The organism is Streptomyces sp. NPDC050546 (assembly GCF_044457425.1).
In the GTDB taxonomy this organism is placed as follows: Bacteria; Actinomycetota; Actinomycetes; order Streptomycetales; family Streptomycetaceae; genus Streptomyces.
The window spans coordinates 516960-529432 of sequence record NZ_JBITGX010000003.1; the positions used below are offsets into that span (position 1 = coordinate 516960).

Genomic DNA, 12473 nt, shown 5'->3' on the forward strand with positions numbered 1-12473 from the left:
TACGAGCTGTCCACGCTCCTCGGCCAGGGCGGCATGGGCCAGGTCTGGACGGGCTACGACCAGCGGCTCGACCGGCGCGTGGCGGTGAAGCTGCTGCGCCCCGACAAGGTGGCCGGGCAGGACGCGGAGGAACTGCGCCGCCGCTTCGTGCGTGAGTGCCGGGTGACGGCGCAGGTCGACCACCCGGGCCTGGTCACGGTGCACGACGCGGGCAGTGAGGGCGAGGAGCTGTTCCTCGTCATGCAGTACATCGACGGGGCCGACCTCGCCGGCCATCTCGCCGAGCACGACCCGTACCCCTGGCAGTGGGCGGTGGCGGTCGCCGCGCAACTGTGCGCCGTGCTCAGCGCCGTGCACGCCGTGCCGATCGTCCACCGCGACCTCAAGCCGCGCAATGTGATGGTGAAGCAGGACGGCACGGTCAGCGTCCTCGACCTGGGCATCGCCTCCGTCATGGACACGGACACCACCCGCCTCACCCACACCGGCACCCCCATAGGCTCGCCCGCCTATATGGCCCCCGAGCAGGCGATGGGCGGCGCGGTCGGCCCGTACACCGACCTGTACGCGCTCGGCGTCGTCCTGCACGAACTGCTCAGCGGCGACGTCCCCTTCTCCGGCTCCACCGCGCTCGGCGTACTGCACCGGCATCTGTACGAGCCCCCGCTGCCCGTGCGCCGGACCCGCCCCGAGGTCCCCGAGGCCCTGGAGACGCTCGTCCTGCGCCTCCTCGCCAAGGACCCGCAGCACCGGCCGGCCTCCGCGCAGGAGGTGTACGAGCATCTGGAGCCGCTCCTGCCCGCGCGCGGGACGCCCACCGGAGCACCCCTCGACCCCACCCGCCCGTTCCTGCGCCCGCACGCCCCCTGGCCGGACCGGGCGCGCACCCCGGCGCCCCAGCCCGCGCCCGCCACGCCCGTCACCGAGACGCCCGGGAAGACGGACATCGCCCGCGCCGTCGACGAGGTCAAACGGCTCCTCGGCGAGGGCCGCATCACCCAGGCCGTCGACATCCTCGGCGCGACCCTGCCCGCCGCCGCCGAACAGCACGGCGAGCACTCCCCGGTCGTACGCACCCTGCGCAAGCAGTACGCGGCCACGCTCCTCGACGACGGGCAGTACCGGCGCGCCCTGCCCGAGCTGCGCCGCCTCGCCGACGAACGCGCCGCCGAGGCCGGCCAGGCCGACCCGCAGTCCCTGCGCTTCCGCTACGAGGCCGCCCAGTGCCTTGAACAGCTGGGCGAACCGGCCGCCGCGCTCGCCGAGTACCGGGCGGTGCTGCCCTACTACGAGAACCAGTACGTCGCCGCCGGCGGCCCCGAACTCGCGCACGACGTCCGCCGCCGCATCGGCCATCTCCTGCTCGCCCTCGGCGACCGCGGCGCCGCCCACGACACCCTCGCCCGGCTGCTGCACGACGTGGAGCGCACCCACGGCCCCGGCCACCCGCTGGGCGCGGAGATCCGCCGGACACTGCAGTGGCTGGGACAGGTCCGAGGCTGACCACCGGCCCGGGGGCGGCGCGGCGGTGCCGGAAGTCCTGGTGAATCGTTGGTCGAATGGGTTGGCCAGAGCTCGCCCACTGCCTAACATCGATCAACGCAAGACCTTGTGCACCGTCGCACAATCTCCTCGGGAGGTTTCCTTGCACCGCCGCCGCCGTCGCACCGCGCTCGTCCTCACCGCCGCGATCGCCGCCGCGGCGCCCCTCCTCACCGCCTGCGGAAACGACGCGCATCCCGGCGCCGCGGCCGTGGTCGGCGGGCAGCGGATCACCGTCTCCCAGCTGGAGGACCGGGTCGGCGAGGTACGCGCGGCCCAGCGGGCGACCGTGCCGAACGACGCCCAGTACCAGCAGGCCATCGCCCGGACCGGCACCCTCACCCGCGACACCCTGCACACCATGATCCTCGACCGGGTGCTGCACCGCGCCGCCGAGAACGCCGGGGTGACCGTCACCCGCAAGGAGATCCAGGAGATGCGGTCCGGCCTGGAGGAGCAGGCCGGCGGCGCCAAGGCGCTGGAGACGACCTGGCTCCAGCAGTACGGCATCCCGCCGGAGCGCCTGGACGACAACCTCCGCCTCCAGCTAGAGGCCCAGAAGCTCGCCGAGAAGCTCAACACCGACACCAGCCGTCCCGAGTTCTGGAAGGCCCTGTCCGACGCCTCCAAGGACCTGGACGTCGACCTCAACCCGCGTTACGGCACCTGGGACGTCCAGAAGAGCAGCCGCGCCGACGCGAAGACGCCGTGGGTGCGGGACGTGACGACGGCCCAGACACAGCAGGGCATGTAAGAGGTACCCGAGGCCCCCTCCACCGGGCCTGTGGATAACTTCGGGGGCTGTCGGCGACGTGGGATAGCTTCGAACCGTGAACGCCAACAGCCCCGAAGCCACCCCGCGACCCGAGCAGACCGCCCCCGGCACGGCCACCGCCCCCGGCCGCATCGTCCTGCTCACCACCAGCCACCGCGTCGCCCCCGGCCTGCTCTCCTGGCCCGCCTGGCAGGCACTGCACGCGGCCGACCGGGTGCTGTGCGCGGACGGCACCCACCCGCAGCTGCCGTATCTGCGCGAGGCGGGGATAGCCGTCGACGAGGCGTCCCCGGCCGCCCAGGAGCTGATCGACGTCTGCGCCGGGGGCCGCACGGTGGTCGTCGTGGCGACCGGCGAGGGCGAGCCGGCCCTCACGGACGGCCTGGCGCGCCTGGCCGGCACCGGCCGTGTCGACATGCCCGAGCTGGAGCTCCTCCCCGCCTCCTACGACCTGCCGGGCGCCCGCCTGCTCGACCTCGTCCAGGTCATGGACCGCATCCGCGCCGAGTGCCCCTGGTCCTCCCGCCAGACCCACAAGGGCCTGGCGAAGTACGGCATCGAGGAGGCGTACGAACTCGTCGAGGCGATCGAGGAGGGCGACCGCGACGAACTGCGCGAGGAGCTCGGTGACGTCCTCCTCCAGGTGGTCTTCCACGCCCGGATAGCCGAGGAGGACCTGGAGGCGCCCTTCTCCATCGACGACGTCGCCGGCGGCATCGTCGCCAAGCTGATCCACCGCCACCCGCATGTCTTCGGCGAGGAGACGGCCACCACCCCCGAGGAGGTCAAGGAGCACTGGCTGCGCACCAAGGCGGTCGAGAAGCAGCGCACCTCCGTCACCGAGGGCATCCCCCTCGGCCAGCCCGGCCTGGCCCTCGCCGCCAAGCTGGCCTCCCGGGCCCGCACAGCGAACCTGGACATACCCCTCCCACCCGTCGAAGGCATCGGCTACGACCTCCTGGCCCTGGCGGTCCGCGCCGAGTCGGAGGGCGTGGACCCGGAGGCGGCCCTGAGAGCGGCGGCCCGCGCCTACCGGGACGCGATCAGGGAGACCGAGGGCTGAGCGGACCGAGGCAGGGCAGCCCCGGAAGGCCGGATACGGTCGAGGAGTGACCGACCAGCACCGGCCCAGCCCGCCCGCCGCTCCCGACCTCTTCACCTGGGAGTTCGCGAGCAACCCCTACCCCGCCTACGCCTGGCTCCGTGAGCACGCCCCCGTGCACCGGACCAAGCTCCCCAGCGGCGTCGAGGCCTGGCTGGTCACGCGGTACGCCGACGCCAAGCAGACCCTCGCCGACAACCGGCTCTCCAAGAACCCGGCACATCATCACGAACCCGCGCACGCCAAGGGCAAGACCGGTATCCCCGGTGAGCGCAAGGCCGAGTTGATGACGCATCTGCTCAACATCGATCCGCCGGACCACACCCGGCTGCGGCGGCTCGTATCCAAGGCGTTCACGCCCCGCCGGGTCTCCGAGTTCGAGCAGCGGGTGCAGGAGCTCACCGACGGTCTCATCGACGGGTTCGCGGAGCAGGGGTCCGCCGACCTGATCCACGAGTTCGCCTTCCCGCTCCCCATCTACGCCATCTGCGACCTGCTCGGCGTCCCCCGCGAGGACCAGGACGACTTCCGGGACTGGGCGGGCATGATGATCCGTCACCAGGGCGGGCCCCGGGGCGGCGTGGCGCGGTCCGTGAAGAAGATGCGCGGCTATCTCGCCGACCTCATCCACCGCAAGCGGGAGGCGCTCCCCGCCGAACCGGCCCCCGGCGAGGACCTCATCTCCGGTCTCATCCGCGCCTCCGACCACGGCGAGCACCTCACCGAGAACGAGGCCGCCGCCATGGCCTTCATCCTGCTGTTCGCCGGTTTCGAGACGACCGTGAACCTGATCGGCAACGGCACCTACGCCCTGCTCACCCACCCCGAGCAGCGCACCCGGCTCCAGGCGTCCCTCGGCGCCGGGGAGAGAGGCCTCCTGGAGACCGGCGTCGAGGAACTCCTGCGCTTCGACGGACCCGTCGAACTCGCCACCTGGCGCTTCGCCACACAGCCCCTCACGATCGGCGGTCGGCACATCGAGGCCGGTGACCCCGTCCTCGTCGTCCTGGCCGCCGCCGACCGGGACCCGGAGCGGTTCGCCGATCCGGACGTGCTCGACCTCGCCCGCCGCGACAACCAGCACCTCGGTTACGGGCATGGCATCCACTACTGCCTCGGCGCCCCGCTCGCCCGCCTGGAGGGCCAGACCGCCCTCGCCACGCTCCTCACCCGTCTCCCGGACCTGAGGCTCGCGGCCGACCCCGCCGAGCTGAGGTGGCGCGGCGGCCTGATCATGCGCGGGCTGCGCACCCTGCCGGTGGAGTTCACGCCCGCGCCCAAAGGTGACACGCCGTCAGGGTTGTGATCTTCACGTGATCTACGCGGCATTAACTTGTGACAAGTGATCGTCTGCCTATACGTTCACCCATCATCAGCGCGACCCAGGAGAACCTGCGCCGCGCAGGTCACTGCTGTCTTCGCGAAAGGTCTCCGTATGCTCTCCGGGAACGGTCGGCACCGTCGCCCCCGCCAGGCTCCGGCACTCCTCCTCGCGGCCGGAGTGACCGGCTCCGCCATCGCGATCCCGCTCCTCGGGGCCTCCGGCGCCAGCGCCGCCGACGGCACGACCTGGGACCGGGTCGCGGACTGCGAGACCGGCGGTGCCTGGAGCCAGAACAGTGGCAACGGGTACTTCGGCGGCCTGCAGTTGTCGCAGGAGGACTGGGAGAACCACGGCGGCCTCGACTACGCCCCGAGCGCCGACCTGGCCAGCCGTTCCCAGCAGATAGCCGTGGCCGAGAGAATCCTCGCCGACCAGGGAGCCGGCGCCTGGCGCACCTGCGGACTGCTCTCCGGCCTCGAGCAGGACAAGAAGTCATCCGATTCAAGCGACTCATCCGATTCTTCGGATTCGTCCGGATTGCTCGACTCTCTCGGCTCATCCCCTTCCCCGTCCGACTCGCCGTCCTCCGGCGCGCCGTCGACTTCGCAGGACGAAGGCTCCAAGTCCGACAAGTCGCCCGAATCCGGGGACTCCACCGCGCAGGACCAGGAGCCCGGCAGCTCCCCGTCGGCCACGCCCGAGGGTGGCAAGTCCGACAACTCACGGCAGGGCGACGAATCTTCGGCCCCCGCCGAGACCGGAACGGACACCGGCTCCGGCCGTCACCGCGGCCCCAGCGCCGACGAAACCCGCACGCCCGAGAGCGGCCGTACGGACGAGTCCACCGGCCGTCACGCCTCGCGCGGCGACGAGGGCTCCGACGACGCGTCCGACGGTGCCTACATCGTGGGTATCGGCGACAGCCTCTGGTCCATCGCCGACTCCCTTGACATCAGCGGCGGATGGCACGAGCTCTACGACGGCAACAAGAAGGCCGTCGGTGCCGACCCGAACCTCATCCGCCCCGGTGAGAAGCTCACCGTAGAGGGCGAAGCGGACGGGAAGTAGCTGTTCGGGCAGTGCGGAAACGGGGGCGGAAGTCGCCCCGAAACCGTGCGAGTTCGCGTCATGTTTCGCGGCGAATGTCCCGTTTGATGCCCGTGAGAGATAGATCTCAGAAGCCCTGATCGTCTTTGAAATTCGGCGGATCGCGTGGCTACGGTCGGGACCGCTCGTCACCACGAGCCCCGGCTGCCGCAACGCCGAATCCTGCCAGCGGCCGCACGGGAACAGTCGTCGCGTCAAGCGCCGTAGGCAGGAGCGGGGGACCCAAGGTAGGTGCCCGACCGGCCAGTTGCGCCGGAAGGGCTTGGGGTGAAGCCGTGTCCCGGGAGGGACGCGGCCGGGCAACTCAACCGGCCCGAACCCGACAGCTCACCTCGCAGGCGTCGGTGAGGGGATCCTTCCATGCTGTTTTCCAGCAAGGGCAAGCACCGCCGTCCGTCCAAGGCCAGCCGTGCCATCGCCGTCGCCGGTGTCACCGGCGCCGCTGTCGCCGCCCCGCTGATGGCCGCCGGCGGCGCTTCCGCCGCCACCGCCTCGGAGTGGGACGCCGTCGCCCAGTGCGAGGCCGGGGGCAACTGGTCCATCAACACCGGCAACGGCTACTACGGCGGTCTGCAGTTCTCCGCCTCCACCTGGTCCGGCTACGGCGGCACCAAGTACGCCGCCACCGCCGACCAGGCCACCAAGGAGCAGCAGATCGAGATCGGCGAGAAGGTCCTCGCGGGCCAGGGCAAGGGTGCCTGGCCGGTCTGCGGCAAGGGCCTGTCGAACGCCAGCGGCGGTGGCTCCTCCTCGGACGACTCCGGCGACTCCGGCAGCTCCTCGCAGCAGAGCGAGCAGAGCACCGAGTCCCGCGAGACCCAGCAGCAGCCGGCCTCCCGCTCCGACGAGCGCCCGGCCGCGAAGAAGACCGTCACCACCCCGACCGGCGAGAAGGTCAAGAAGGGCGACGGCGAGTACAAGGTCGTCAAGGGCGACACCCTCAGCTCGATCGCGTCGGACAAGAAGGTCGAGGGCGGCTGGGAGAAGCTGTTCCAGCTGAACAAGGACATCGTCGAGGACGCCAACCTCATCTACCCGGGCCAGCAGCTGCACCTGAAGTAAGCAGCGGCCCTCCGCCCCTCAGGGGGCGGCCCCCGTCCCCACGGGCTCCCCGCTCCGGTGCGTCTTCCCCCCGTACGCACCGGGGCGGGGTTTTTTCTGCCCGGTTTTTCCACAACCGTCTTTGTTCCGTTCGGAAACAATTTACGCTCGGTTCTGTCCATGGGGTGGGCGACCCGGTGGCCGATCGGCCGGAGCCGGTTAGGCTCATGTCGCGAGCCACCACGGCCCGCACCTCGCCGGGTCCCCGCGACCCGCGTACCCGCGTCACATAAGAAGGAGATGCTCGTGCCGTCCATCGACGTCGTCGTAGCCCGGGAAATCCTGGACTCCCGAGGCAACCCCACGGTCGAGGTCGAGGTCGGCCTCGACGACGGCAGCACCGGTCGTGCCGCCGTTCCGTCCGGCGCCTCCACGGGCGCCTTCGAGGCCATCGAGCTGCGCGACGGCGACTCGAACCGCTACCTCGGCAAGGGTGTGGAGAAGGCCGTCCTCGCGGTCATCGAGCAGATCGGCCCGGAGCTCGTCGGCTACGACGCCACCGAGCAGCGCCTGATCGACCAGGCCATGTTCGACCTGGACGCCACCGACAACAAGGGCTCCCTCGGCGCCAACGCCATCCTCGGCGTCTCCCTCGCCGTCGCCCACGCCGCCTCCGAGGCCAGCGACCTGCCGCTGTTCCGCTACCTGGGCGGCCCGAACGCGCACCTGCTGCCGGTGCCGATGATGAACATCCTGAATGGCGGCTCGCACGCCGACTCCAACGTGGACATCCAGGAGTTCATGATCGCCCCGATCGGCGCGGAGTCCTTCTCCGAGGCCCTGCGCTGGGGCGCCGAGGTCTACCACACGCTGAAGAAGGTCCTGAAGAGCAAGGGCCTGGCCACCGGCCTCGGCGACGAGGGCGGCTTCGCCCCGAACCTCGGCTCCAACCGCGAGGCCCTCGACCTCATCCTCGAGGCGATCAAGGAGGCCGGCTACACGCCCGGCGAGCAGATCGCCCTCGCCCTCGACGTGGCCGCGTCCGAGTTCTACAAGGACGGCGCCTACACCTTCGAGGGCAAGACGCGCTCCGCCGCCGAGATGACCGAGTACTACGCCGAGCTCGTCGACGCGTACCCGCTCGTCTCCATCGAGGACCCGCTGTTCGAGGACGACTGGGACGGCTGGAAGGTCCTCACCGAGAAGCTCGGCGACAAGGTCCAGATCGTCGGCGACGACCTGTTCGTCACCAACCCCGAGCGCCTCGCCCGCGGCATCGACGAGAACGCCGCCAACGCCCTGCTGGTCAAGGTCAACCAGATCGGTTCGCTGACCGAGACCCTGGACGCCGTCGAGCTGGCCCAGCGCAACGGCTTCAAGTGCATGATGTCCCACCGCTCCGGCGAGACCGAGGACGTCACCATCGCCGACCTGGCCGTCGCCACCAACTGCGGCCAGATCAAGACCGGTGCCCCGGCCCGCTCCGAGCGTGTCGCCAAGTACAACCAGCTGCTGCGCATCGAGGAGATCCTCGACGACGCGGCGGTCTACGCCGGCCGCAGCGCCTTCCCGCGCTTCAAGGGCTGACCCGGGTGACCCGTTAAGGGTCAAGCCTGAGCCAGTCGTACGTACGTCCCCGTACTCGGTCCCGTACCGTGTCCGGGGACGTACGCGCGTTGGACGGTGGAGCGGGAGAGCGGGGAGACCATGGCCGTGAAGGACCGGGACCGTTTCTCCACCGCGACCAGGATCCGGCTGCTCGGCGAGCAGACCGCGGCCCGGGTCTACCGCTCCCAGACCCGGCGCCAGGCCCGCCGCTCCCGGCTGACCGGCCGGGCCGCGCTGCTCGCCCTGGTGATGTGCACGCTGATCGTGGCGCTGGCCTACCCGATGCGGGAGTACGTCTCCCAGCGCGCCGAGATCGACGACCTCCAGCGCGAACAGCAGCAGGCCCGACAGCGTGTCGAACGGCTGCGCGACCAGAAGGCGCGCTGGCAGGACGACGCGTACGCGGAGCAGCAGATCCGGCAGCGGTTGCACTACGTCATGCCGGGGGAGACGGGATTCATCGTGGTCGACCCGCACGCGGCGCGGCAGTCGCACGCCGTGCTCGGGACGGCCGACCGCCCCTGGTACGCGAACGTGTGGGACGGCGTCGACAAGTCCGACGCCTCCGCCCGGTGAACCCGAGGACCAGCCGGCCACCGACTCGAAGATCTGACACTCGAATACCTGACTCAAAGAAAGACAGCCTGAAGACAGTCATGGAAACGCCCCCGCCGACCACCCCGCGCACCGAGCCCACCGACGCCGACGTCGAGGCCTTCAAGCAGCAGCTCGGTCGGCCCCCGCGCGGTCTGCGCGCGATCGCGCACCGGTGCCCGTGCGGGCAGCCCGACGTCGTCGAGACGGCACCCCGGCTGCCGGACGGGACGCCGTTCCCGACGCTGTACTACCTGACGTGCCCGCGCGCCGCCTCGGCCATCGGCACGCTGGAGGCGAACGGCGTGATGAAGGAGATGACCGAGCGGCTGGCCTCGGACCCGGAGCTGGCGGCGGCCTACCGGGCGGCGCACGAGGACTACATCAGGCGCCGGGACGAGATCGAGGAGCTGAAGAACTTCCCCAGCGCCGGCGGCATGCCGGACCGGGTGAAGTGCCTGCACGTGCTCGTGGGCCACTCGCTGGCCGCGGGGCCCGGGGTGAACCCGCTCGGCGACGAGGCGATCGAGATGCTCCCGGAGTGGTGGCGCAAGGGCCCGTGTGTGACGGGCGTGACGACCGATGAGGAGGCCGCCCAGTGACCCGTGTCGCCGCCGTGGACTGCGGTACGAACTCCATCCGGCTCCTGGTCGCGGACGCCACTGTGTCCGACAGCGCCTCCGGCGCGGGCGCCACCGGCGAGTTGACCGACCTGGACCGCCGGATGACCATCGTGCGGCTCGGGCAGGGCGTCGACCGCACCGGCCGGCTCGCCCCCGAGGCGCTGCGGCGGACCTTCGCGGCGTGCCGCGAGTACGCCGGGATCATCAAGGAGCACGGGGCGGAGCGGCTGCGGTTCGTGGCGACCTCCGCCTCCCGGGACGCCGAGAACCGCGACGAGTTCGTACGCGGCGTGCTGGACATCCTGGGCGTCGAGCCCGAGGTGATCTCCGGGGACCAGGAGGCCGAGTTCTCCTTCACCGGCGCCACCAGGGAGCTCGCCGGGGGAGACCACCTCCCGAAGCCCTACCTCGTCGTGGACATCGGCGGCGGCTCGACCGAGTTCGTCGTCGGCGACGACCATGTCCGGGCGGCCCGCTCGGTGGACATCGGCTGCGTCCGGATGACCGAGCGTCACCTGGTCCGGGACGGCGTGGTGAGCGACCCGCCGTCGAAGGAGCAGATCGCGGCGATGCGGGCGGACATCGAGGCCGCCCTCGACCTCGCCGAGGAGACGGTCCCGCTGCGCGAGGCCCGCACCCTGGTGGGCCTGGCCGGCTCCGTGACGACCGTGTCGGCGATCGCCCAGGAGCTGCCCGAGTACGACTCGGCCGCCATCCACCACTCCCGGGTCTCCCACGACCGGGTCCGCGAGATCACCGAGTGGCTGCTGCGCTCCACCCACGCCGAGCGCGCGGCCGTGCCCTCCATGCACCCGGGCCGGGTCGACGTGATCGGCGCGGGGGCTCTCGTACTGCTGTCGATCATGGAGCGGATCGGCGCCGAGGAGGTCGTGGTGAGCGAGCACGACATCCTCGACGGCATCGCTTGGTCGGTCGCGTAGCCCGCTTCTGAGCAGGCATGGATCACGTTTGAGCGCGTCCGGGGGGCTCCTGTGGACCCCCCGGCGACAGCTCGTCGGAAAAGTTCGTGAAGTTCTTCACAAGGAATTCGGCCCGCGAGAGCGACAAGAAGCGTCCCGTTGACCCATCCGGGGCCCTTGGGTGCCTTTGAACATGTTCAGAAGCATGGTATGGAGGTGTCGGGGAAGGGGCTCGGGGCAGGGTTCCGGGGTGGCCTCACGGAGGCCCTTTCCGCCCAGAGAGGCAGCTCACGCGGCATTGACAACGGTCCGGGGTGCACAAAGGATCCCGGTTGTCACCATGACATGGATCACGCGAGCCGCGGAGGATAACACACACCCTGACCGAGCTTGTGAAGGGGCGCACGAGCCACCCCCCTGAGGCGGGTGGATACTCGATGGCATGAGCACCACGGAGCGTCCCAGGATCCTCGTAGTAGGCGGTGGGTACGTAGGCCTGTACGCAGCTCGGCGCATCCAGAAGAAGATGCGCTACGGAGAGGCGACCGTCACGGTCGTCGACCCCCGGTCGTACATGACCTACCAGCCCTTCCTCCCCGAAGCCGCCGCCGGCAACATCTCCCCGCGCCACGTCGTCGTCCCGCTGCGACGCGTGCTGCCCAAGGCGGAGGTCCTCACCGGCCGGGTCACCACCATCGACCAGGACCGCAAGGTCGCCACGGTCTCCCCGCTGGTCGGCGAGGCCTACGAGCTGCCCTTCGACTACCTGGTGATCGCGCTCGGCGCGGTCTCCCGCACCTTCCCGATCCCCGGCCTCGCCGAACAGGGCATCGGCATGAAGGGCGTCGAGGAGGCCATCGGCCTGCGCAACCACGTCCTCGAGCAGCTCGACAAGGCCGACTCCACCACCGACGAGGAGATCCGCCGCAAGGCGCTCACCTTCGTCTTCGTGGGCGGCGGTTTCGCCGGTGCGGAGACCATCGGCGAGGTCGAGGACATGGCCCGCGACGCGGCGAAGTACTACAAGAACGTGTCCCGTGAGGACATGCGCTTCATCCTCGTCGACGCCGCCGACAAGATCCTCCCCGAGGTCGGTCCCAAGCTCGGCAAGTACGGCAAGGAGCACCTCGAGGGCCGCGGTGTCGAGGTCTACCTGTCCACCTCCATGGACTCCTGCGTCGACGGCCACGTGGTGCTGAAGAACGGCCTCGAGGTCGACTCCAGCACCATCGTCTGGACCGCCGGCGTCAAGCCCAACCCGGCCCTGTCCCGCTACGGCCTGCCGCTCGGCCCCCGCGGTCACGTCGACTGCGAGCCGACCCTCCAGGTCAAGGGCACCGACTACATCTGGGCCGCCGGCGACAACGCCCAGGTCCCGGACCTCGTCGGCCGCAAGGCCGGCAACGAGAACGCCTGGTGCCCGCCGAACGCCCAGCACGCGCTGCGCCAGGCCCGCGTCCTCGGCGACAACGTGGTCTCCGGCATGCGGGGCTTCCCGCAGAAGGACTACGCCCACGCCAACAAGGGCGCGGTGGCCGGTCTCGGCCTCCACAAGGGCGTCGCGATGATCGTCATGGGCAAGATGAAGATCAAGCTCAAGGGCCGTCTCGCCTGGTACATGCACCGTGGCTACCACGGTCTGGCGATGCCGACCTGGAACCGCAAGATCCGCGTCTTCGCCGACTGGACCCTGGCGATGTTCCTCAAGCGCGAGGTCGTCTCCCTCGGCGCGATGGAGACGCCGCGCGAGGAGTTCTACGAGGCCGCCAAGCCGGCCCCGGTCGCCGCCGCGCCGAAGGAGAAGACCGAGGAGAAGGCCAAGGCCTCCTGACCCTCC

Annotated in this window: 11 protein-coding genes and 1 riboswitch; all 11 genes read left to right on the forward strand. The window is 70.7% G+C overall.

Going from position 1 to position 12473, the window contains the following annotated elements; translation table 11 throughout:
- The first annotated feature begins 6 nt into the window (after positions 1-6).
- The 11 genes from ACIBK5_RS10415 (at position 7) to ACIBK5_RS10465 (ending at position 12467) form a co-directional block, all read left to right on the forward strand.
- On the forward strand, positions 7-1503 hold the full coding sequence (locus ACIBK5_RS10415; protein WP_399018336.1) for a protein kinase: 1497 nt from the start codon (positions 7-9) through the stop codon (positions 1501-1503).
- Positions 1504-1645: 142 nt separating this feature from the next.
- Positions 1646-2296, forward strand: coding sequence for a SurA N-terminal domain-containing protein (locus ACIBK5_RS10420; RefSeq protein WP_399018155.1), 651 nt, complete (start codon positions 1646-1648; stop codon positions 2294-2296).
- A gap of 76 nt (positions 2297-2372) precedes the next feature.
- A complete protein-coding gene (locus ACIBK5_RS10425; RefSeq protein WP_399018157.1) occupies positions 2373-3380 on the forward strand; it encodes a nucleoside triphosphate pyrophosphohydrolase in 1008 nt (335 codons plus the stop codon).
- Positions 3381-3426: 46 nt separating this feature from the next.
- Positions 3427-4725: a cytochrome P450 gene (locus ACIBK5_RS10430; RefSeq protein ID WP_399018159.1), complete on the forward strand. Its 1299-nt coding sequence runs from the start codon at positions 3427-3429 to the stop codon at positions 4723-4725.
- A 129-nt stretch (positions 4726-4854) separates the two neighbouring features.
- Positions 4855-5811, forward strand: coding sequence for a transglycosylase family protein (locus tag ACIBK5_RS10435; protein ID WP_399018160.1), 957 nt, complete (start codon positions 4855-4857; stop codon positions 5809-5811).
- 228 nt (positions 5812-6039) lie between these two features.
- Positions 6040-6206: riboswitch (cyclic di-AMP (ydaO/yuaA leader) on the forward strand.
- 4 nt (positions 6207-6210) lie between these two features.
- A complete protein-coding gene (locus ACIBK5_RS10440) occupies positions 6211-6912 on the forward strand; it encodes a transglycosylase family protein (protein WP_399018162.1) in 702 nt (233 codons plus the stop codon).
- A 285-nt stretch (positions 6913-7197) separates the two neighbouring features.
- A complete protein-coding gene (gene eno, locus ACIBK5_RS10445; protein ID WP_399018164.1) occupies positions 7198-8478 on the forward strand; it encodes a phosphopyruvate hydratase in 1281 nt (426 codons plus the stop codon).
- 120 nt (positions 8479-8598) lie between these two features.
- The gene (locus ACIBK5_RS10450) at positions 8599-9075 is read left to right on the forward strand and encodes a septum formation initiator family protein (protein WP_399018165.1); all 477 of its coding nucleotides are present in this window, start codon (positions 8599-8601) and stop codon (positions 9073-9075) included.
- 80 nt (positions 9076-9155) lie between these two features.
- Positions 9156-9695, forward strand: coding sequence for a DUF501 domain-containing protein (locus tag ACIBK5_RS10455; protein ID WP_399018166.1), 540 nt, complete (start codon positions 9156-9158; stop codon positions 9693-9695).
- Complete coding sequence (locus tag ACIBK5_RS10460; RefSeq protein ID WP_399018168.1) at positions 9692-10657, forward strand: exopolyphosphatase; 966 nt, start codon at positions 9692-9694, stop codon at positions 10655-10657. Before ACIBK5_RS10455 ends, ACIBK5_RS10460 begins: the two co-directional genes overlap by 4 nt.
- A 421-nt stretch (positions 10658-11078) precedes the next feature.
- On the forward strand, positions 11079-12467 hold the full coding sequence (locus ACIBK5_RS10465; protein ID WP_184598197.1) for an NAD(P)/FAD-dependent oxidoreductase: 1389 nt from the start codon (positions 11079-11081) through the stop codon (positions 12465-12467).
- The last annotated feature ends 6 nt before the right edge of the window (positions 12468-12473 follow it).

What these genes read in the sequence shown, in the direction of transcription:
- ACIBK5_RS10455 (WP_399018166.1), top strand. Translation starts at nt 9,156, where the DNA reads ATGGAAACGCCCCCGCCGACCACCCCGCGCACCGAGCCCACCGACGCC.
- ACIBK5_RS10440 (WP_399018162.1), top strand. Translation starts at nt 6,211, where the DNA reads ATGCTGTTTTCCAGCAAGGGCAAGCACCGCCGTCCGTCCAAGGCCAGC.
- ACIBK5_RS10435 (WP_399018160.1), top strand. Translation starts at nt 4,855, where the DNA reads ATGCTCTCCGGGAACGGTCGGCACCGTCGCCCCCGCCAGGCTCCGGCA.
- ACIBK5_RS10450 (WP_399018165.1), top strand. Translation starts at nt 8,599, where the DNA reads ATGGCCGTGAAGGACCGGGACCGTTTCTCCACCGCGACCAGGATCCGG.
- ACIBK5_RS10465 (WP_184598197.1), top strand. Translation starts at nt 11,079, where the DNA reads ATGAGCACCACGGAGCGTCCCAGGATCCTCGTAGTAGGCGGTGGGTAC.